17 protein-coding genes, 1 pseudogene and 1 other annotated feature are annotated in these 20610 nt (G+C 43.0%); of the genes and pseudogenes, 8 read left to right on the top strand and 10 right to left on the bottom strand.

Annotated elements, in window-relative coordinates; translation table 11 throughout:
• Positions 1-8 precede the first annotated feature (8 nt).
• Entirely contained in the window at positions 9-1508 is a 1500-nt protein-coding gene (locus C504_RS0100110) for a SulP family inorganic anion transporter (RefSeq protein WP_018687253.1), read from the bottom strand.
• Positions 1509-1580: 72 nt separating this feature from the next.
• Positions 1581-1636, bottom strand: a sequence feature (sul1 is cis-regulatory element that is thought to sense ions involved in sulfur or methionine metabolism; They are found in Alphaproteobacteria).
• Between the two features lie 237 nt (positions 1637-1873).
• On the opposite strand from C504_RS0100110, the gene C504_RS0100105 reads away from it, so the two are divergent.
• A complete protein-coding gene (locus C504_RS0100105; RefSeq protein ID WP_245555085.1) occupies positions 1874-2644 on the top strand; it encodes a class I SAM-dependent methyltransferase in 771 nt (256 codons plus the stop codon).
• Positions 2645-2674: 30 nt separating this feature from the next.
• Here C504_RS0100105 and C504_RS0100100 read toward each other — a convergent pair whose 3' ends face one another.
• The 5 genes from C504_RS0100100 to C504_RS0100070 all read right to left on the bottom strand — a co-directional run bounded on the left by C504_RS0100100 (position 2675) and on the right by C504_RS0100070 (position 9391).
• Entirely contained in the window at positions 2675-3865 is a 1191-nt protein-coding gene (locus C504_RS0100100) for a carboxylate--amine ligase (protein ID WP_018687251.1), read from the bottom strand.
• A gap of 617 nt (positions 3866-4482) precedes the next feature.
• Entirely contained in the window at positions 4483-5115 is a 633-nt protein-coding gene (locus C504_RS0100085; protein WP_018687248.1) for an acyltransferase family protein, read from the bottom strand.
• A 286-nt stretch (positions 5116-5401) separates the two neighbouring features.
• On the bottom strand, positions 5402-6622 hold the full coding sequence (locus C504_RS0100080) for a hypothetical protein (RefSeq protein ID WP_169385067.1): 1221 nt from the start codon (positions 6620-6622) through the stop codon (positions 5402-5404).
• Positions 6623-6922: 300 nt separating this feature from the next.
• The gene (locus C504_RS0100075) at positions 6923-7234 is read right to left on the bottom strand and encodes an alkaline phosphatase family protein (protein ID WP_169385066.1); all 312 of its coding nucleotides are present in this window, start codon (positions 7232-7234) and stop codon (positions 6923-6925) included.
• A gap of 270 nt (positions 7235-7504) precedes the next feature.
• On the bottom strand, positions 7505-9391 hold the full coding sequence (locus C504_RS0100070; protein ID WP_018687245.1) for a polysaccharide biosynthesis protein: 1887 nt from the start codon (positions 9389-9391) through the stop codon (positions 7505-7507).
• Positions 9392-9614: 223 nt separating this feature from the next.
• Here C504_RS0100070 and C504_RS16890 point away from each other — a divergent pair, with 223 nt between their 5' ends.
• Positions 9615-10373: a glycosyltransferase family 25 protein gene (locus tag C504_RS16890; RefSeq protein ID WP_018687244.1), complete on the top strand. Its 759-nt coding sequence runs from the start codon at positions 9615-9617 to the stop codon at positions 10371-10373.
• The gene (locus tag C504_RS0100060; RefSeq protein WP_018687243.1) at positions 10370-11608 is read left to right on the top strand and encodes an O-antigen ligase family protein; all 1239 of its coding nucleotides are present in this window, start codon (positions 10370-10372) and stop codon (positions 11606-11608) included. Before C504_RS16890 ends, C504_RS0100060 begins: the two co-directional genes overlap by 4 nt.
• Positions 11609-11682: 74 nt before the next feature.
• Here C504_RS0100060 and C504_RS16885 read toward each other — a convergent pair whose 3' ends face one another.
• Entirely contained in the window at positions 11683-12261 is a 579-nt protein-coding gene (locus C504_RS16885) for an IS30 family transposase (protein WP_018687242.1), read from the bottom strand.
• Between the two features lie 425 nt (positions 12262-12686).
• Between C504_RS16885 and C504_RS0100050 the strand changes: the two genes are divergently transcribed.
• From C504_RS0100050 to C504_RS0100040, 3 genes are read left to right on the top strand one after another with little or no spacing between them, the layout of a single operon-like run.
• Entirely contained in the window at positions 12687-14567 is a 1881-nt protein-coding gene (locus C504_RS0100050; protein ID WP_018687241.1) for a DUF4422 domain-containing protein, read from the top strand.
• Entirely contained in the window at positions 14564-15712 is a 1149-nt protein-coding gene (gene glf / locus C504_RS0100045; RefSeq protein ID WP_018687240.1) for a UDP-galactopyranose mutase, read from the top strand. Before C504_RS0100050 ends, glf begins: the two co-directional genes overlap by 4 nt.
• Positions 15713-15735: 23 nt before the next feature.
• Positions 15736-16677, top strand: a complete 942-nt coding sequence (locus C504_RS0100040) for an NAD-dependent epimerase/dehydratase family protein (protein ID WP_018687239.1) — start codon at positions 15736-15738, stop codon at positions 16675-16677.
• Positions 16678-16749: 72 nt separating this feature from the next.
• Here the strand turns inward: C504_RS0100040 and C504_RS16880 are convergent, their stop codons facing one another.
• Positions 16750-17319: an IS110 family transposase gene (locus C504_RS16880; RefSeq protein ID WP_018687238.1), complete on the bottom strand. Its 570-nt coding sequence runs from the start codon at positions 17317-17319 to the stop codon at positions 16750-16752.
• Positions 17320-17339: 20 nt separating this feature from the next.
• On the opposite strand from C504_RS16880, the gene C504_RS0100025 reads away from it, so the two are divergent.
• Positions 17340-18433 (top strand): IS3 family transposase gene (locus tag C504_RS0100025; protein WP_425393365.1). Its coding sequence is split into 2 segments (ribosomal slippage): positions 17340-17592 and positions 17592-18433, totalling 1095 coding nucleotides; the frame shifts between segments, so codons are not numbered across the junction.
• Here the strand turns inward: C504_RS0100025 and C504_RS16875 are convergent.
• Positions 18430-18798, bottom strand: a complete 369-nt coding sequence (locus C504_RS16875; protein ID WP_018687235.1) for a transposase — start codon at positions 18796-18798, stop codon at positions 18430-18432. The genes C504_RS0100025 and C504_RS16875 overlap by 4 nt on opposite strands.
• Before the next feature lie 50 nt (positions 18799-18848).
• On the opposite strand from C504_RS16875, the pseudogene C504_RS0100015 reads away from it, so the two are divergent.
• Positions 18849-19115, top strand: a pseudogene (locus C504_RS0100015) (transposase domain-containing protein); the annotation flags it as partial.
• Positions 19116-19394: 279 nt separating this feature from the next.
• On the opposite strand, the gene C504_RS0100010 reads toward C504_RS0100015, so the two are convergent.
• Positions 19395-20510, bottom strand: a complete 1116-nt coding sequence (locus C504_RS0100010) for an IS110 family RNA-guided transposase (RefSeq protein ID WP_018687233.1) — start codon at positions 20508-20510, stop codon at positions 19395-19397.
• Positions 20511-20610: the final 100 nt, after the last annotated feature.

The following is a 20610-nucleotide window of genomic DNA, read 5'->3' as shown; positions in this document are numbered from 1 at the left end:
TCTCTCCCTCAATGTCCCATCAACTTATCCATCGCGCCAGGCTTGTCATGAATTGCAAGCTTATCAACGATGGTTTCAGATGCTTCATTCATGCCGATAACTTCTACATCGGCACCTTCGCGGCGAAATTTCAAGATCGCCATATCCAATGCTTGCACAGAACTGATGTCCCAAATATGTGCCCGCGTTACATCTATTACTACGCGATCAGGAGCTTCACGGAAATCAAAAGCTTGCGTGAAATCCTCCGTCGAACCGTAGAATAACTGGCCTTCAAGAGCATATGTGCGCACCCGACCGTCATCCGAAAGTGTCGACGTGATACGGAACAATTGAGCAATTTTGGCAGCAAAAAAGATGCCAGACAACAGGACACCAATTAGAACGCCAATAGCTAGATTGTGAGTGTAAACGACGGCAGCAACCGTCGCCAACATAACAATTGTGGACGAACGTGGGTGCACGCGCATCGCTTTTATTGATGACCATGAGAATGTACCGATTGACACCATAATCATGATGGCAACGAGGGCCGGCATTGGGATGCGTGCAACCATATCGCCAAGGCCAACAACGAGAAGCAACAAAACGGCACCAGCGGTAAAGGCTGATAGTCGTCCCCGCCCCCCTGACTTTACGTTGATAATAGACTGACCAATCATAGCGCAACCTGCCATACCACCAATGAAGCCAGTGGCAGTGTTGGCGATACCTTGGCCAATACATTCTTGATCACGACTTGATTTCGTATCGGTTAAATCGTCGACTATATTTTGCGTCATTAAGCTTTCAAGTAAGCCCACAACGGCCACCGCCAACGAATAAGGCAAAATAATCAATAGCGTTTCAAAGTTCAGCGGAATCTGCGGGATGAGAAACACAGGTAACGTGTCAGGCATTGCCCCCATGTCACCAACGGTGCGCACACCATCCCAGCCCATAACGACGACAAGCACGGTTAAAACAATGATCGTCACAAGCGGGGAAGGAACAGCAGTTGTAATGCGCGGAAACAAATAAATGATAGCTAACCCCAAGGCGACGAGCGCGTAGGTTAAATAAGTAACGCCGGGATTCGCTAAATTTAGTTCCGGCAACTGCGCCATGAAAATTAAAATCGCCAGTGCGTTTAAAAATCCCGTCATCACAGATTTTGAGACATAACGCATGAAACGTCCGAGCTTCAAAAACCCAGCCGCTATCTGCAATAGTCCTGCGAGTACTGTCGCTGCTAAGAGATATTCAAGCCCATAGTCGCGAACGAGTGTGACCATTAATACGGCTGTCGCTGCGGTGGCTGCGGAGATCATTCCGGGTCGGCCCCCAACGAAAGCGATTAACACCGCGATAGAGAAAGAGGCATAAAGCGCTACTTTGGGATCAACGCCTGCGATAATCGCGAAGGCTATCGCTTCTGGGATAAGTGCCAGCGCAACGACGATGCCTGCAAGCACATCTCCCCGTATGTTGCCAAACCATTGTTGGCGGTAGTCAGTAAGTGAAATCATTTAATATAGTCCATACCCAGTGGCGGAAAGTCTTTCAAAAGACGGCCCGATAATATGTTTGGGAATTTTCAGGATTATCCGGCGGATCAGCGGCCGGAAGAGCCACCCGGATTCTCACCGGGTCCTAGTACGTTCCGAAAGCATAAACCTGATTTTCAAAAGGGAAGCAAGTGCTTTCTGTTTCGCTTAGGCTGCTCCCAGATCACATTTACCGAATGCTTAATCTTAAGAGTATTGTAGTTCATTGCTGTTATTATTCCAAAACTTCTTAAATTTACGAGAGAGACTTTAGCGTGGATCAGCAGCAAGAAAACCACACTTCGAAAAACCTTGAAGATCACTCAGTCGGTCGTTTGGGCCGTGCGGTGAAGCAAATCAAAAGTCTCGGTATAAAAGGCATTATAGACCTATTGAGAAAGCACGGCATACGTGGCTCTTATCAATTCATCACGCGCAATATCCAACATATATCTGCCAACTATTTTGCTAAACGATGGGACCGAAAACACGGTGTAGACACCGCAGGTTCCATTCGGTTAGACTTTTTGAATGTTGTAGGCCCCAACAAAGATCTTGGAAATGAATGCGTTTGTACGTCGCCAAATAGCTTCCATTTTATAATGGAAAATATGCCCGATGATATGGATCAAACCAGCAGCACATTTATTGATCTTGGTTGCGGCAAGGGAAGAACTTTATTGCTCGCAGCACAATACAAATTCCCCAAAATTGTTGGCGTTGAATTTGCATCGGAACTTGTGGATGTTGCCAAACTGAATATTAAGCAATTTTTCAAATCTAACGCGCGGAAAAACGATGTTAGCGTTCTTGAAGAAGACGCAACCAGCTATGTGTTTCCGGATACTGATCTTTTCGTTTACTTCTATAATCCATTCTCCAAACCCGTCTTCGACAAAGTGATTGAAAGCCTTTTAAATAACCTTGCCGAAAAACCGCGCAATTGCTTCATCGTGTATGGCAGCTCAAGCCATGACGCGATCGGCTGGGCTGCGCCTACAATACTTGAAACCGGGCATTTCAATCAGATACCAACTCGAAGAATGCCGTATTTTATCGACTCGATAAGAAGAATAAATTTCGCAATTTTCAAATATGAGGCCGACAAAAAATCTTAATTGATTTGAGTGGTTGAAACGGCCTCAACCTTACCCTTGATCAGATCTGCCAAAGTTAAAAACCCGCCGCGTCAAAACGCGGTAAAGAGTAATCGGCAAATCCACAATAGCGGGCAATGGATCATCGATCTTGAAAGTTGCTCCACAGCGGTTTTGTGCAACAGATTTAATGTAACCAAGGATCGAAAACTGTTTTCTTTGTATGAGTTTTACAGCAGCGAAAATATCGCGTGTTGCATAGCTCCAAGTGACACCTATTTCAGCTTTTTGGGTAATCGGATTGTTATCCGCCTTCCCTTCAAACATTAATTTACCCAAATCCAGCGATGCACATTTACATAAACCGAACCATGACCAAGGCCGTGGGTTAACATCGAGAAGCTTCAGCTCTCCATCTCGTTGATCGCGCTTAAATTCAATTTCAATCAACCCAGTAAAATTTGCTGATCTAAGTAGTTTATGGGCACAGTTGATGACATCTTCGTCTTCTACAGTTTCAACAAATGTGCTTGTTAACCCAAAATCGACTGGATATTGCCGCGTTCGACGCGCAACAAACTCGCCAACCGGCCCATGTTTCGACCAATAGCCCGCATAGGAATATTGGTTGCTTCCGTCACCTGGTATGAGTTCTTGAAGCACGAGGTTTTGAATTCCGATTTGTTTTTCAGCACTGCTGATTTCAGCCGCCAAATCCTCATCATTATCTATGCGAATAACCTTTTGCTTTGTGAGTTTATTTTCGCCGCCACCCATGTTTGGCTTTAGTACCAAAGGAAAGCGAAAGGATTGCTCTTCAAGGTCAGCGACTGATTTTAATTTGTAAGTTTCAGGTATCGCTATCGAAAGCGCTTTAGCGCGCTCATAGAGCAAAGGTTTATCACACAGCCAATGAAGATCATGCCAGTTGGGCGTAGGCATTTCAAAATGCTTTGACAAGCTATCATGATTTTCAGCGATGAATTGAACTTCCGCATCCCCACCAGCAATAATGATGTGGTTACGCAATTCATATTTTTCAGACGCTTCTAACAAAAACGCTAGAGCGCTTTGATTTTGCGGACCGCCCCATCTGAGCGTTCGCGATACATGCCTCGACCACACGGCTAAATTGGAGTCTTTTGTGATGAAAATTACACTGCCACCGCTATCACCTACACTTCTTGCAAGGGCAAGCGCGCCATGAGATCCGCCAACAATAACTATGCCTTCAATCGCCATTCAGCCACTCCAATTGGAATAGACATAGTTGCGAAAGGTTAAACTATTGTGCGTCTTTAGTTTGGGAATCTGTTTTCGCTTGGAGAATAGGCCAAAATTGAAAGACTGGTTAAAAAAACATTTGAGTTTGATCGAAATGCCTTATTTGTTTTTGATTGGAAAAAGGGCGTATTTAGCACTTTTTTCACGCCGCTTTGCAGTAAAGAAGAAAGCTGATCAGCATATGGCTGCAGTAACTTTCTAGATGGTCGCTCAACAGTTTTGTTTATCATAAAAGAGAGCAAGAGAATAAATAGTGTTGTGCCTGTGATAAGAATCAGTGGTTGCCCAAGATAAGCGAAGCGCCTGAAAATTGTATATCCGATTTCTTGATGAAGAAGGTATTATGGGTAGGAAATAGCCCCCAATGTGTAAAGCTGTTTTGTACCAATTTTTATCTGCGGCAAAAAAAATGCTGCTGCAACGACGCTAACCACAAAGATTGATAGCCCCGTTGTGAATGCAAGTGACAAAGGAAGTGGCGGTGTCGGCAAATATGTTTGCGTAGAAACTATTTGCAAATTGAAAGATAGCTGTATCGTTGCGCCGATTAATATCGCTACGGCGAACAATGATATTCATTTTTCATAAATACTCCAAAGCACCATTCCAACGATAAATGCAGACCCAAGGCTCAAAATGAATAATTGCCCAAAGGACGAGTCTTTGAGAATGAAAAACTTAATCAAAATGAAGAGCAACCACAAAGCGCTGATTTTCAATATGTGCTTATGAAACACACCGAAGGCAATAAATATCCCTGCCCAACCATAAAATATGAATTCAAAAACAAGTGTCCAATAAACGCCATCGACATGCACCTGCCCTAGAATTTCAGGAAGCATAAACAAGTTTGCAAACCACGTTATAAAAGAGCCGGAGTAGCTATCATTAAGCAGCTTTAAAAACAAAAAGCTTATCGTCATACAAACCCAAAAACCTGGTAACAAGCGGAGAGCGCGTGCGAATCCGTAAGAAAATGGATCACTATTTTTGGTCACATAAGGGATTAGAAAGCCTGACATCGCAAAGAATATCGGGACACCTATCCATCCAACCCTTAGAAAGCTTTCGAGAAAACCTGTCGGCGGAGCGTATCCCGTTAAACCCCAATGAGGGCCCACATAACCATAATGAGTACCAACAACAGCAAGCGCAGCTAAAAACCAAAGTAAGTCGAGATTTGGAAGATGTGTAATTTCTTTATCCATACCGTATACACAATCCAAGAAAGTTTATTCGCATTAACGTTCTCAATTTATATTTAAAGTAAACGAACAATAAATTACAATTACAGAATCACACAACAGTATAATGTAAAATCAATTTATAAATTGCTTATTTGGTGTATCTTGTGGTTTTAGATATTACTTTAACCATCGCAAACTTAAAGCATGTCAGATCCGAGACACTGTAAGGTAACTCTTTCAAAATCTACCTATGATTGAATTGCATGATTGCGCCTAAGGTATTCAGAGCAATAGCGTAGGCGCAACTCTACGTTTCTTGCTTCGGTGTCGAGCACCCTATTTGCGCAAAGGCACGCAGCGGCCCAAGCTTTGCGAGAGACGAAAAAAACAAAAGTAAATAAGGACCAAGTAAGGGAAAATAGTACCGAGGGTAGAGTTCAGGTTGCCAACCATATTCCAGATGACGTTGATAAGAAAAACCGATATGCACCGCAAATGTAAATGCGGTAGCGCTTAATGTTGCAATAGCGATATTTTGGAGGCTAACGGCAACAAAACCAGCGCTCGGACGTATTGCTCTAATAATCGCTGTAATAACAGTAGTGCCAGCAAATATAGTATATGTAATGAATGCATCTGGCCCAGCATTTTCAAGAGCGCCTTTTAGGCTAAAAAAGAGATAGAGGCCTAAATCGAGTCTTTTCCCATCAAAGTTATCTACCAACATTTTGATTTGTCCCGCCGTGTTTGGTGCGGGACTACCAAATTCGAGCAGAAAACTAGCATATGGCAATGCGGCCAAGAAACACAGTAAACCAAGACTGACTAAAAGCAGTTTTGATACATGTCGGCAAACCTTATTTTCCTGCCATGCAAACAATACAAAGCTGACGAGAAGATAAAATCCAACAAGCACAGCGACGTTTAGTTTAGCCGCTAAACATAATACTAAACCACCCCCTCCAAGAGCAAATGAAATATGAGTAGCCGCTACTACAGAAGGTTTATTCCAGAGCATAACCGTGCCCAAGAACACTATTGCGCCTCCCACAAAAGCAATAGAATCATTGGTGAAAGTTGCACTAAAGAGGTGGATTTTCAGCAAGATACAAAACGCAGTTACTGCCAACAAACCCAAATTAGAGAACATACTCGTTTTATGAAGGCCAAAAAGAAGAGCCCAAAAACCTAAGGAAAAAAAAGCAACCGATACAAATCGGTTTTCTGGTTTCGGCGGATCAATATCTGAAAAAAAATTCAGTAAATGATATGCAAGTGGTGGATGATTAATGAAATTAAACTCATTACTCCATTGCTTTTGAGCAAAGTCATAAATCCGTATTTGATTTAACTCTGGGAACCAATCTTTGGCTTGAGAAAGATACAGGGCGTATGAAATATGGCCTTGCTCATCGAGATTAATGTAAGGAAACGTGACGTTCGTTGCGGTTTTTAAAGTGAGTATCGAGAAAAAAATCGCGAGTATTAGTGCAAAAAACCAATTACTTTTCGAGAAATCTCTATCCACAAATATTCCGAATCTATCAATTGTTCTCTTAAATTTTAAAAGCATGCTTGCTAATATTATGCGGTATACTTGCGACAAGACAAGCAGTCAAAGATACTAAAGATGCTGCTTGACATAACATGCACCTCTTGCGCTGAGCAAAATATTTTCGCATCGATGAATGCTACCTTTACACTCGTCTTGTCGACAAGAGATATATCATTCAAAATTATATGTGTTGCTCGTGATTAGCTATCAATGCCTACGTCATACTCTAACCAGTGTAGCCTACGCAAGTCAGCATCAATCTGTATCGCTTGATTAAGCGCTTCCTGCGCCTAGGTTCTGCTTATCTGAGTATAGCGAAACGCCGAACGCTGCAGCGTCTTCTGGAAGTTCATATTCAAACATATCAAGAATGGTTGGATAAACATCCATCATAGAGGCGATTCGATCAATTCCTTCTGACTTAATGTTTGGGCCAAAAGCCATGAAGAGGTTTCTAAGTTCAAGCTTATTCAGCCGTGAAGTAAAATCTGACCCCATCATCAAATGGTCACTTTGGATAATAAAAATAGTGTTTTCGAGCAGGCCGCCAGCATCCAAACAGCCGACATAACAATAGCAGTTCAAAACTTTCGTCTAAAGCGATGAACAAGGCATTGGAAAAAGATAGAACAAATATATAAATTGTTCTTTTTAAAACACTTACCGAGTCTCGGAGGGCCCATAAACTTTTCGCACGATCAATAACTTACTGCAAAGTGGGACCAAATCAAGGCATATACAAAACAATGACTTAGCTAGAAGGGCGTCCCACAATTCTCTGCGTCATAGCGCTGTTTATGCTAATCACGAAGCCGTACACTCATCAAATCCAATTGCATAAAAGATTTCATTAGTTCAATGTGATGAAGATTCCACTGGCGGCTTCTCTACATATTTCTCAATTATACCGCGGACTGCTTTTGCGTCCCTCGTTTGCACAGCTTTTTTTAACTGCTTGTACATTTGGGTAGCTTCCGCTTGAGACAATGATTTCTCGTTCGCGTGGAAAATCTTTTCATGAGGAGAGTTTATTTTTGAAACCTTATCTATAAGTACTTCTTCGTATAGTTTTTCACCTGGTCGCAAACCTGTGACCTCAATCTTGATATCACCATTTGGATTTTCTTCATCGCATATTGTCCTACCTGCAAGCTCAATCATCTTGCGGGCAAGATCTATAATCTTAACCGGCTTACCCATGTCTAAAACAAACAAATCATCGCCAGTTGAGTGAGAACCCGCAATCAAAACTAGGCGTGCAGCCTCTGGAATCGTCATAAAATAGCGCGTGACATCAGCATGTGTGATCGTTATAGGCCCGCCTTTAGCGATCTGCCTGTTAAACAAAGGCACGACGGAGCCAGATGATCCAAGCACGTTTCCAAAACGTACCATCGAATATTTAGTCTTGTTCGTTTTTGATTGAACATCATGAACAAGTTGTTCAGCAAGACGCTTTGTCGCTCCCATAACATTGGTCGGGCGAACAGCTTTATCGGTAGATATCAGAATAAACCGTTCAATTTCAGCAACACGCGCGGCATCTGCAACCTCAAAGGTACCGATTATATTATTGCGTGCACCTTCAACCTCATTTTCTTCAACCATTGGAACATGCTTGTAGGCCGCCGCATGCAAAATAATCTCGACATCATGATTGCGGATGGCGGCATCAACAGCTGCTCTATCCGTAACAGATCCCAAGCAACGTACCATTTCAATATCGTTAGATTGCGTAAAAGCACGTAACTCATTGTCGATTTCGTAAAGTGCATGTTCGCCACGTTCAAACATTACTAATTTACGCGGATTACATGATAGTAATTGCTTGCAGAGTTCAGACCCTATTGAACCACCTGCGCCTGTCACCATAACATTGCGGCCAGCATAAGTGTTCTTCAGTTCTGCGGTACCAAGATCCACAATACTACGATTCAACAGCTCATCTGGCGTAACTTGCCTCAGATCACTTACTGTATTGCGTCCAGAGATTAGATCTACGTAAGATGGTATAACTTGAATTTTACACCCTAACGTCGATAATTTTGAAACAAGTTTGGCTCGGTCACCGCTTGTTAGAGAAGGAATTGCGATCAATACCCTTTGTATGATCCCTTTCTTGACAAGGCTCTCCAAAACGCTGGGTTTACAAACCTTCAAACCGGTAACGATCATCCCTTTGATTGATGGATTATCATCAACAAAACAATATGGGAGTACTTCTTTAGATTGTTTGAGAGCAAGCGCCAATTGTATGCCTGCTGAACCCGCCCCATAAATAGCAACAGAGTCCACCGTGTTATCCAACCTTGATAGGGCTTTAATGAGATGTATAAAAACAATTCGAGAAACGATAGCAAATAAGAAAAATGACGCGCCATATAAAATTGGCACGGATCGTGGCACCCCTGAATAAGCAAAAAAATCGACCAAACCTGTAATCGCGATTAACACAAAAGAAAAACGGGCAAGCTTACTGATAGCCCATATGTCAAACGCATTTAATTTCAATCGATAAAGTCGGAAAGATATGAGCGCAACGTAAGACGAAACAATGATTGCGATAAGATCCCCAGAGTTCACGTAAGTTGTCGGATCTAAAATCCCTAAACGAAACCCGAACGCAGCCCATAAGCTAAATGGTAACAAAAAGCCATCAAGAGCAATTGTCATTATGCTTTTGGTTCGTCGAGATAGATTTACTGGATCAAACGGCAGTAACCGCCGCAAATAAATTTTCATAAATATAAATCACTAATTATCAATTGCGCCGTGTTTGTCCAACTACAGCCATAAAGTAGCAACTTCTACTAAAAAGCTCGCAGAGAATAGCTACAACAATCAAATAAATATCCTAAAGGTAACCGCAAAACACAAACGAGTAATCTACACACAAAAATAACTCGACTGGATAACACAAAAAAACTAGTAAGTTGCTATTCATACAATCCGAAAGCCTCTAACAATGCCAAATTATTTTGCAATCAATTTAGACCGCTCCCATGAGCGCTGGTCGGCTTTGTCTGAAAGTGCACTTGCCTATAAAATTAATCTCACGCGGGTCGCGGCTGTTGATGGTAGTTTGCTGAATCCAAAAGAATGGGAAAATTTCGATACTGAAAAATTTGAGAGATGTAATGGGCGTCCGGCAAAGCCAGGCGAATACGGCTGTTACCGCAGTCATATAAATGCACTTAATATGTTTTTAGAATCTGGTCAGCCAACCGGCGTCATCATAGAGGACGACGTTGTATTAAATTCAAATTTATCCTCCTTTTGCGATTTTTTGGATGAAAATTATGAAAACGAATTATTGATTGTCAGATTAATTTCACACCGCATTCCTTGGTTCCAAAAACAAACTCCGCAAGTGCTGGGTCATGCTATTGGTAGATGCTGGTTTGGGCCAACAGGCAGTTCGGCGGCATATTGGATTACCCGTAATGGAGCCAAGCATTTATTGAAGAAATTAAATCCCGGATATTTACCAGTCGACATCATGATTGAGCGTAGTTGGAGCCACGGTGTAGATGTCGTGCAAACGAAACCCAATTTATTAAACTTACCAGCCAATAATGTCTCTGTGATTGAAGTGCATAAGGGGAACACAAATTACGCGAAATTTCGATGGTATAAGCGATTCCCCACTTACTACTTTCGAACTGTAGAATTACTCCGCCGCTTTACTTATATCGCACGCTCTAGGCGAATTAACTTCAAATGATAAGTGGTTTTTATAAATTTTTCTACTGGCGCAGTCGGGGCTTTGATTCACTTCTTCTTGCATCCGCCCCCCTTTTGTTCATTTTGGATCCGTTTTTTATCGGTTTACTTAATGCTATTTTTTCAATAATGGGCATTTGGCTTATCTTTGGAAAACATAAATCCAGTCGAGTTTCAAACCAAAGCTTAAAGTTTATAGGCTTAATTATTGCCGCTTATACTATTATCCGAATGATTGCAGACATCATCGGCACTCAGCAGTGGTCGATGATTTGCACCCCTTACCAAGCATATCTCGCACTGATTGGCCCTCTTGCTGTAGGCTTAGTTTTGGTGCGCGATCCTTTACGAGTATTCGTACTTGGTTGCCGCTTAGCTATTATCATTGCTTCAATCTATTCTGCATATTGGATAATAACCACCAATAATCTTCGGTTAGGCTTTGGCACCAATCCACTCATCGCCGGCTATGTGCTAATGATTTTCGCTTGCCTAACCCGCTTTTCCCTGCACTCAAGTGAGCCAAAATTACATAATTTGCTGCCGTTTTATTTAAGTTTCCTGATTGTTATAGCGACAGGCAACCGTATTTTAGTCGTTTTTTATGTGTTGGTATTCCTTTGGGATTTAGTGAGCGCCATGCATCATTCCAATAAGAAAGATACTTTAAACTTAAACACCATATTTCTAATCGTGGGTGGTATCCTCATAATTCTGGCAATAATCACTTTTTTCGGAGAACGACTACGGCTATCGAATTCGCTAAATCACATTTTAGAAGAAGCAAGCGCTGATCAGTCAGTTATGCTGAGGCTGCATATGTGGCACCTTGGACTGCAGCTTTTTTCGCAAAACCCTTTCTTCGGTGTAGGACAATGTAGCATTCCAAATTTAACTTTGTCTTATTTAGGAACAGAGTTAAATCACGGTTTAAGCTTCAACCATCTTCATAATACCTTTATACATGAACTCGCCGTCCACGGAATTATTGGTTTCTTATTAGTAAGTTCGTTTCACATATTGATATTTAGATATTTATACAGGTATTTAAATACGGCACATCATAGATCATCACTGATTATTTTATACTCCGGCATCTTTATCTATGGATTGACCGGCACACACCTTTCAGACGACCGCATGATGGCTGCAACGGGGATGACTCTTGGTGTTTTAGTTGCTGCCGCAGCTCGCTTGAAGTATAAGCAGAAATTCGAAACTAATGCACGCAACTGATTCACGCTTTAATTACAAAGGCGAAGAAATTGTGGCAATCCCCTAAAAATAACGGTGATGGATTCAGGCGGTCACTACAACACCTGCTCTAGCCTACGCGCTGTCGTCAGGAATCCCAAGGTTTTCCGTGGCCGGTTATTAAGATGGTTTGCGATCTCGTCCAACTGTTCCTGAGAGTAGCTGAAAAGGCAGGAACCTTTCGGGAAGTATTGGCGCAGCAAGCCATCGGTGTTTTCATTTGTTCCGCGTTGCCATGGACTGCTTGGGTCGCAAAAGTAGACATCAATGACTGTCGAGACAGTAAACTTCTGGTGTGAGGCCAATTCGGTGCCCCGATCCCAAGTGAGGCTCTGCTTTAGCCTGTCGGGCAATTCAGTCATTTGGCGAGCTAAAGCGGGCACAACGCGATCGATCTTTTTGCCATCGACCTTTACCAAGATCGTAAACCGGGTCTGGCGTTCAACAACTGTAGCAATGTAGCTATTCTTTGATCCGCAAATGAGATCGCCCTCCCAATGTCCAGGAACAGCGCGGTCCTCAACGGCAGCGGGTCTTTCGCGGATGGATACCCCTTCGACAATTTGTTGCCCTGACCCTGGCTTGTGACCTTTGGCGTGCCGGAATTTGCGCTTACTTCTTAGTTGATGCCCCAAAATAGTAGTGCGATTACCTCATGATACATATCGCTTGCTGATTGAAACCTTCCTATGAGCTAGTTCTGTGCAAGAGGTGTTTTCAAAGTCTGAACTATGCGTTCTGACTTGCTCTCCCTAACTTACATCGACAGCATGGTGCAATGAAGCGCTCAGAGAAAAGTTACAATGATAGAATAAAATGTCCTGAGGGTAACAGCAACTTCCAATTAACCCTTAAACTGTTCGGGGGAAAGAGGCTCCAATCATTTATATGAGTTTAAAAAAAGAGAAAATCGACGACTTAGAACACCAGGCCAAGCCATAACGAGTAACACAAATTACTTTTTGAATTCGCAAATAACTATAGCACTAGGAAAAGAGACCGAAATTGACTACTAAGCATGAGATCCTGTCAATGATTTATTATGTAGGCTAGCAGATTAATGGAAAAAGATATACTTAAGATTTATGTTAATCATTACTCTAAAGCTAAAATAATAAAAAACCAAAACATAACGCCAATTCAAGTTGGGCGCCAATCATCAAATGTTACACTAGACATGATTGGCGATGATACGGGCGATAATATTTCCCATCTTAATAGCGCTTTCTGTGAGCTCACAGGAATTTACTGGGCATGGAAGAATGATCATATATCTAAATATATTGGATTTATGCACTATAGACGCTTTCTAGATTTTTATACTTGCATTCAACGAGCCAACACTACCCTACACGGAGTAATGGTTGACTGCATTGATGAAGATTTCGCTGGTACCTATGGCCTTACCGACGAACGCATTTCTGTACTACTGAATGATTTTGATGCAATCATCCCTAAAGCAATAGATGTTACACAACTTGGCTTTAGCTCACTAAGGCATCAGTATAAGTATAACCCGAACCACCACATTAAGGACTTCGACGCGACGGGAAAAATAATAGAAGAGCTTTACCCGCAAGACAGTGTTCACTTCGAAAACATGTCTAAAGGGGCTACTCTATATGCATGCAATATATTTATATTTGAACGAAATCTTTTTGAAGAATATTGTGATTGGGTATTCCCGATACTATTCAGACTAAACAAAACAATAGAAACAGCGGGTTATACCAAGCAAGCGAAAAGGGCCGTTGGTTTTCTCGCCGAGCGATTATTCACTACATTTATACTAAAAAAGAGAGCATCCACCCCTAGCTTGAAATTTAAGGAACTAAATATGGTGACTGTAAAATATACATCACCTGATCCTGTAGGCCCCCCCCCCCCAAAAACACATCTTGCCATAATCTCTTTAGTGGCCTCAACTGACAGTTTTTATCTGCCGCATATGGCATCACTGATACATTCAGTATTTGATAATATAAACAACAAGAGCTATGTTGACTTCATTGTATTAGACGGTGGATTAACTCATGACGAGAGAAATATACTAGAGAAAATACCTAGTGATTACAGTGTCGCAGGGCGCATAAGCTTTATTGACATGTCCGCACAATTTCTATCACTAGAAGTGCATTCATATTTCACAAGAAGCACTTTCTATCGGATATCATTGCCCGAGATTTTACAAGAATATAACAAAGTACTTTATTTAGATACAGACATGATTGTACTTAACGACATATCAAAACTGTATAATATTGATTTAACTGAAAAGTCTGTTGCAGCTGCTAAAGACTTAGTTATGAAATCATTCACAGCTAGGGGAGTTCGCTCCAATATTGATACGGGAAGTACGCCTGCTATGGCATACCTCACCGATCACCTAGATATGGGAACAAATTATGAAAACTACTTTCAAGCAGGTATGCTCTTAATGAATCTGAAGAAGTTGAGAGAGAACAAAATCTCATCGTCCATACTCGATGATTTAAAAAGAACCTGTTTTTGGTTTTTAGACCAGGACGCATTAAATAAACATCTATTGGGAGATGTGTTATTTGTGGACAATAAATGGAATAGTCTATTTATGGACGAAATAAGCCAAAGTTTTTTAAATGAACAAGACTTATTGTCATACAAAGAGTCAATTGATTGCCCCAACGTAATTCACTTTGCCGGAGATAAAAAGCCCTGGCTAAGTAATGATCATCCATACGCTCACTACTACTGGTTATACCTTCGAAAAACGCACTGGTATGAAAAGATTTTATCAGTATATATTAACCAAGAAAATTCACTTCCTACTTGTCACAACACTCGAACGTTTCAAAATTTACTACGTCGTACCTTAAGGTATATATGGTTGCTTTTACCAATGTATATCCGTGCCAAAACTAGACCCTTGGCATCAGCAGTTTCAAGGAATTTAAGCCAATGAAAAAAAGAATATTGATTGTCGGCGCTGGTTTCAGTGGCGCTGTAATGGCTCGCGAGCTTGCTGAACAAGGCTACCTAGTAGAAGTTATAGACAAGAGAGGTCATGTAGCTGGCAACTGCCACACTGAAATCGATGATGAAACAGGTATAATGGTCCATGTACATGGCCCTCATATTTTTCATACTGACGATCAACTCGTCTGGGACTACATCAATTCATTCGCAGAGATGATGCCGTATACATGTCAAGTCAAGGCAACAACCGGAAATAAGGTGTACAGCTTACCGATTAACTTACTAACTATAAATCAATTTTTTAATAAAAGTCTCTCACCAATACAGGCTATGAATTTCATCAAATCAATTAGTGAACCCAAAGAGCATATTAGAAGTTTTGAAGACCAGGCTTTGAATTTTCTTGGGAGAGAACTGTATGAAGCGTTCTTTCACGGGTACCCTTTAAAGCAGTGGGGACTTGATCCGTCAGTTCTACCCGCCTCCATCTTAAAAAGATTACCAATTCGCTTTAACTATAATGACAACTATTTTAATCACAAACATCAAGGTATACCCCGTGAAGGCTATACCAAACTTGTAGAAAAAATACTTTCACATGAAAGAATTAAAGTGAATTTAAATAGAAATTTTGTAGCTACAGATATTTCTGATAGTGATCATATTTTTTATACTGGTCCCCTAGATGAATGGTTTAAGCACAAAGGAGGTCGTTTAGGTTATAGAAGTCTCCGCTTTGAAGCTAGTCGCCACACAGGCGATTTTCAAGGCTGCGCTGTTATGAGTTACCCAGATGTTGAGGTCCCCTTTACTCGGATTACAGAACATAAGCACTTCACGCCATGGCAATCGTTTAACAAAACCATCGTTTTTCATGAATATAGCCATTACTGTGGACATGACGATACACCATACTATCCTATTAGACTGGTAGAAGAAAAAAAGATCCTTTCTAATTACGTCGAAATGGCTGAGCAAGAAGAAAATGTCACATTCTTAGGAAGACTCGGGACTTATCGATATTTAGATATGGATGTTACGATTAAAGAAGCTCTCAACGCATCTAGACAGTTCATTGACTTAGATAGTAAGCAACAAGATGTGCCGGTGTTTTTCGACCGCCCTTTATAATATTTAACTTGATGGAGTGCGGAATGCGATTTTTAGTGATTGGTGGAAACGGTTTTATCGGACGCCATGTAGTGAAAAAACTTTTACAAGATGGATATAAAGTACGCGTATTTGATCAAAGTGTACCTGTCCCTGAAACAATAAAAAAAGATTATGAAAAATGTTGTAAAATTGATTTTGTGTTGGGTGACTTTACTGATAAAAATGCTATCTTTGAAGCCTTGCAAGATTGCCAAGGCTGCATACATTTAGCCACCACTACGTTACCGGCTACATCTAACGCAGACATTCAATTCGACATTCAAACAAATTTAATCGGGACCATTCAATTATTGGAACTTATGAATGAATTAGGTATTAAAAGATTTGTATTTTTATCCTCAGGTGGCACAGTATACGGGGACCCCATTTATACGCCTATAGATGAAACACACCCTACCCAACCAAAATCATCTTATGGAATTGTAAAGTTAACAATAGAAAATTATTGCCACCTTTACAAACAGCTCCACGGACTAAAAGCTACCGTTTTACGTCTTTCAAATCCTTACGGGCCAGGTCAGTCATTGAATGGAATTCAAGGTGTGATTCCAATTTTCTCCTCAAAAGCGGCTCAGGATCAAGAAATTGAAATTTGGGGCGATGGAAGCACTATAAGAGATTACATCTATATTGATGATGTAGTAAATGCTATTATTTCGGCATTAAATTATGATGGCGATGAAATTGTATTCAACATTGGATCAGGAACTGGCACAAGCCTTACTGAAATTATTAATACCCTAGAACGAATATTAAACAAGAATATTAAAATTAAATATCTACCATCAAGGACGCTGGATGCCTCAATTAACGTCTTGAATATAAAAAAATCAAAAAATGAATTAAAATGGGAACCTAAACAGAGCATTGAAACCGGGTTACCTTCTGTTATAAAGTCAATAAAAGAACGATTAGAGTATTGAGCTTCTCTCCTACTATTGGTCACGTGGCTGGTTAGCTGCTCCCCAGCTTTGGACTGACCTGAGCAACTGTCTTTAATTTTGATAGCTGGTGCCGGATTTAACCATGGCGTTGATGCGGACTAGCATTCTTCTTGCAACTGCAATTATAGCTGTTTTGGCTGCTTTTCCGTCGCTGCGCATTTGGTTGTAAACTGCGTGCCAATGCTGGTCCCAGCGAATGGCCACAAGTGCTGCGATATACATAGCACGACGAACGCGGGGCCGGCCTCCGTTGATTGTTCGCTTTCCTTTATAAAGCCCTGACTCGCGAGCGTGAGGCGCTAATCCGGCAAGGCTTGCTATCTGTCGTCGATTGACTTGCCCAAGTTCCGGCAATGAAGCCATCAAGTGACAAGCGGTTTGTGGCCCTACTCCGGGGACCGATTGCAATTGTTGGTTCTGTTCTTTCAGATCACAGTGAGCGTCGATATGGGCATTTATCTGTTTTTGTAGCGCAGCCCGTCGCTTCATAAGTGCACGGATCGAAGCCTTGATGTCTTTGGTAATAAAACCGCCATCGGAAACGGAAAGGCGGTTTTGTTCAGCTAGGATGGTAATCCCCCCTAAAAATAACGGTGTTTCAAAGTAGATTTTTCTCGGCATAATGAACGAGGAGATTTTGAATGAAAACGACCCGATATAGTGAAACGCAGATCATGGCGATTCTTCGCCAAGCTGAGGACGGCATTCCAGTTAGTGAACTTTGCCGTGAGCATGGCATGAGCAATGCCTCATTTTACAAATGGCGTGCCAAATACGGGGGTATGGACGCTTCCCTGATCAGCCAAATGAAAGCAATGGAAGATGAGAACCGTCGTCTGAAACGCATGTATGCAGATTTGAGCATGCAGGCTGACTTGCTCAAAGAGGCTCTTGGAAAAAAGTAAGGCGGCCGTCTAATCGCCGAGAGATGGCCGTGTCAGCTGTGGCATTGCGCGGTGTCAGTATCGCGCTTGCATGCCGGGCTTTTGGCGTAAGTGAGACGTGTTATCGCTATGGCCCCAAGTTGAGGACCGATAACGAGAAAATAGCTGACCTGCTTCTTGGTCTGACCAAAGCGCGTAAAACATGGGGCTTTGGGCTTTGCTTTTTATATTTGCGCAACGTCCAAGGACATCCATGGAACCATAAACGCGTTTATCGGATTTACTGCGAATTGGAGCTGAACCTTCGTATCAAACCCAGAAAACGGTTGAAGCGTGACAAGCCAGATGAACTGGCAGTGCCTGACGCGCCAAACATGACGTGGTCAATGGATTTTATGGCTGATCAGCTGGGAGATGGCCGAGCGTTTCGGTTGTTGAACGTACTTGATGACTTCAACCGTGAAGGGCTTGGCATTGAAGTGGACTTCTCGCTGCCTGCCGAACGCGTCATCCGTAGTTTGAACCAAATCATTGAATGGCGCGGCAAACCATTGTCGATAAGAGTTGATAATGGGCCAGAATATATCAGTGAGAAGTTGCGGAGTTGGGCTGAAGAGCGCAGTATTGTTATAATGCATATTCAACCAGGTAAGCCGCAGCAGAATGCATATGTTGAGCGCTACAACCGAACGGTCAGACATGAATGGCTCGACCAATACATTATCGAAAGCATAGAGGAGGCACAAAACTACGCCACGCAATGGCTCTGGACATACAACAATGATCGCCCCAATATGGGTATTGGCGGGATAACACCTGCTGCAAAACTGAAGCAACAAATGGCCGCTTAAATTCTACTGCCAGCCCCCATTAAATATGGGGGGATTACCATATCAAGCGTGACAGGTTTAGGCGCTAGCGCTGATTTGACCTCTGGCTCATCATCACGCACCACCAAAGGTGCAAACTCAGGCTCCTCAATTGGAATCGTCTCGCGCAAGGCGGGCAACAGCAACTTTCCATCGCGTGCCAATCGTCGCCATTCAGATAAATGATTGGGCCGCATGCCATGCCGACGCGCAACAGCATTTACCGTTGCGCCCACCATCAGCGTCTCAGCCACAATCTGAGCTTTTAACTTATTGGGCCAGCGACGATGGGCGCGCTTACTCACAACCACGTCGCTATTTATGAGAAACTCCATCGGAGCGTCCATTGGAGAAACTCCCTGACAAATCAATCGTCAGGCAGAAATCTCAGATCAAACTATTAAACGGAAGGTGCGAGCGGCGCACCGCTTACGTTGAGCGCACAATTAGACCTATCGCTTTAAATCGCAAGAACGCGCTCTTTGCAGGTCATGATGCGGGCGCTGAAAACTGGGGAATTATCGCGTCCATGATCGAGACGTGCAGACTCAATGCAATCGATCCTCAAGCTTACCTAACTGCCACGCTCACAGCCATTGTGAACGGTCATAAGCAATCTAATGTAGACGCGTTATTGCCGTGGAATTATGCCGAGACCGTGTGATCGCCGCATCGCTCTGATGTCTTTTGTCAATGATTTATGCGCGTCAAAGCACCCGCTGGCGGGTTTCAACGTTACTGTGGCGCACATTGGTGGGAACGAGATCTGAAGACGTCGGTTAACAAACTCTGATACGCGGATTGGATACCGCATGACCGCATGTGCGTCTCGGGGCTATTCCTGTCTTACATCGGGCGTCAACTTATGTTGGCCACAAAGCGATGTCGGATATTCCCCTGCCGTGATCTCGTTCCCGCCAATAGGCGTGAAAGGTTGGACCGGCTAAGGCACTGGCATTGTCCTTCGGGCAATATCCCACATGAATGCTGACATTTCTCGGGCGATTGCCGTTGTTATCACTGTCTTCTTCTTACCGCGCTGGCTAAGCCGCCGATATCGCGCTGTCAGCCTTGATTGTGCCTTCCAAGCGATGTCCTGTATCTCAGGCGGTAGTTTTTGCAGGACGTAGAGCTTCCTTTCGCCGACTCGCGCTGGAAACCGATATGTCCAAGCTCCCTCCACCAGCGTGCGCCGGACCCTAGAATTGCCAGCTTTGGTGATCCCGCCACGTTTGGTCGTCTGACCCGTGGAATACTCACTGGGTACCAAGCCCAAATAGGCCATCAACTTGCGCGGATTTTCAAATCGGCGAACATCGCCAATCTCAGCCATAAATGTAACAGCACTGATCAGCGCAACACCGCGCAGTGCTTGTAATGCATCAACAACCGGTCCCAATTGCCAATTTGGAATTAACTGTTCGATACCGTCGGTTAGTCGGGCAACACGTTCGACAGCGTGACGCTCGGCCATAATCATTTCCTGTAAAGCGATCTGTTGCGCAGGGTGATCAAAGGACTGTTGTTGTAGCCACCGGCGATAACGCATTGTCCATGTCTTGGGTCGGTGATAAATTCGACCATGGCGCAGGAGAAAGGCCGAAATCAACTGGCGTTTGTGGCGCTGATCTTCAGCGGCACTTTCGCGTGCCCGCACCAAATCTCGCATGGCCTCGTGGGTCTCATCGGGTACCCAAACTGGTGTTAATTCCCCCGCCCTTAGAAGGCGCGCCAGACGCATCGCATCACGCCTGTCAGTTTTTATCCGTTCACCTGAACGCATCGGGATCAGGGACGGGGCAACCACGCAACAGGAAAACCCAAACGCCGTAATCTGCCGATACAGTCCATAACCTGTTGGCCCTGCCTCATAGCACATCTCAACTCGGTGGTATTGCGCGGCTAGCTTTTTGAGCAGCTTATCAACAGCATGGGGTGCAGTTGAAACAGTCCCCCAATCGCGTACTTCACCGTTCCGGCCTTCATCTGCAACTGAAACCGCCAGCGTATCCTTTGACGCATCAAGCCCAACGAAAACTACTTTTGATTTGTCTTCCATACCATGCCTCCAAGTTGAAGGGCAGCAGGATGCCAATCCCTCTCAAAGCCAGCATAAATCAATACAGCATCACGCCGCCGAAAAAAGACATGCAGTCTTA

It is taken from the genome of Ahrensia kielensis DSM 5890 (assembly GCF_000374465.1).
Taxonomy (GTDB): domain Bacteria; phylum Pseudomonadota; class Alphaproteobacteria; order Rhizobiales; family Rhizobiaceae; genus Ahrensia; species Ahrensia kielensis.
This window is presented reverse-complemented; position numbering and strand designations above follow the sequence as displayed.

What these genes read in the sequence shown, in the direction of transcription:
- C504_RS0100070 (WP_018687245.1), bottom strand. Translation starts at nt 9,391, where the DNA reads ATGAAAATTTATTTGCGGCGGTTACTGCCGTTTGATCCAGTAAATCTA.
- C504_RS16890 (WP_018687244.1), top strand. Translation starts at nt 9,615, where the DNA reads ATGCCAAATTATTTTGCAATCAATTTAGACCGCTCCCATGAGCGCTGG.
- C504_RS0100050 (WP_018687241.1), top strand. Translation starts at nt 12,687, where the DNA reads ATGGAAAAAGATATACTTAAGATTTATGTTAATCATTACTCTAAAGCT.
- C504_RS0100040 (WP_018687239.1), top strand. Translation starts at nt 15,736, where the DNA reads ATGCGATTTTTAGTGATTGGTGGAAACGGTTTTATCGGACGCCATGTA.
- C504_RS0100100 (WP_018687251.1), bottom strand. Translation starts at nt 3,865, where the DNA reads ATGGCGATTGAAGGCATAGTTATTGTTGGCGGATCTCATGGCGCGCTT.
- C504_RS0100110 (WP_018687253.1), bottom strand. Translation starts at nt 1,508, where the DNA reads ATGATTTCACTTACTGACTACCGCCAACAATGGTTTGGCAACATACGG.
- C504_RS0100060 (WP_018687243.1), top strand. Translation starts at nt 10,370, where the DNA reads ATGATAAGTGGTTTTTATAAATTTTTCTACTGGCGCAGTCGGGGCTTT.
- C504_RS0100085 (WP_018687248.1), bottom strand. Translation starts at nt 5,115, where the DNA reads ATGGATAAAGAAATTACACATCTTCCAAATCTCGACTTACTTTGGTTT.
- C504_RS0100010 (WP_018687233.1), bottom strand. Translation starts at nt 20,510, where the DNA reads ATGGAAGACAAATCAAAAGTAGTTTTCGTTGGGCTTGATGCGTCAAAG.
- C504_RS16875 (WP_018687235.1), bottom strand. Translation starts at nt 18,798, where the DNA reads ATGGACGCTCCGATGGAGTTTCTCATAAATAGCGACGTGGTTGTGAGT.
- C504_RS16880 (WP_018687238.1), bottom strand. Translation starts at nt 17,319, where the DNA reads ATGCCGAGAAAAATCTACTTTGAAACACCGTTATTTTTAGGGGGGATT.
- glf (WP_018687240.1), top strand. Translation starts at nt 14,564, where the DNA reads ATGAAAAAAAGAATATTGATTGTCGGCGCTGGTTTCAGTGGCGCTGTA.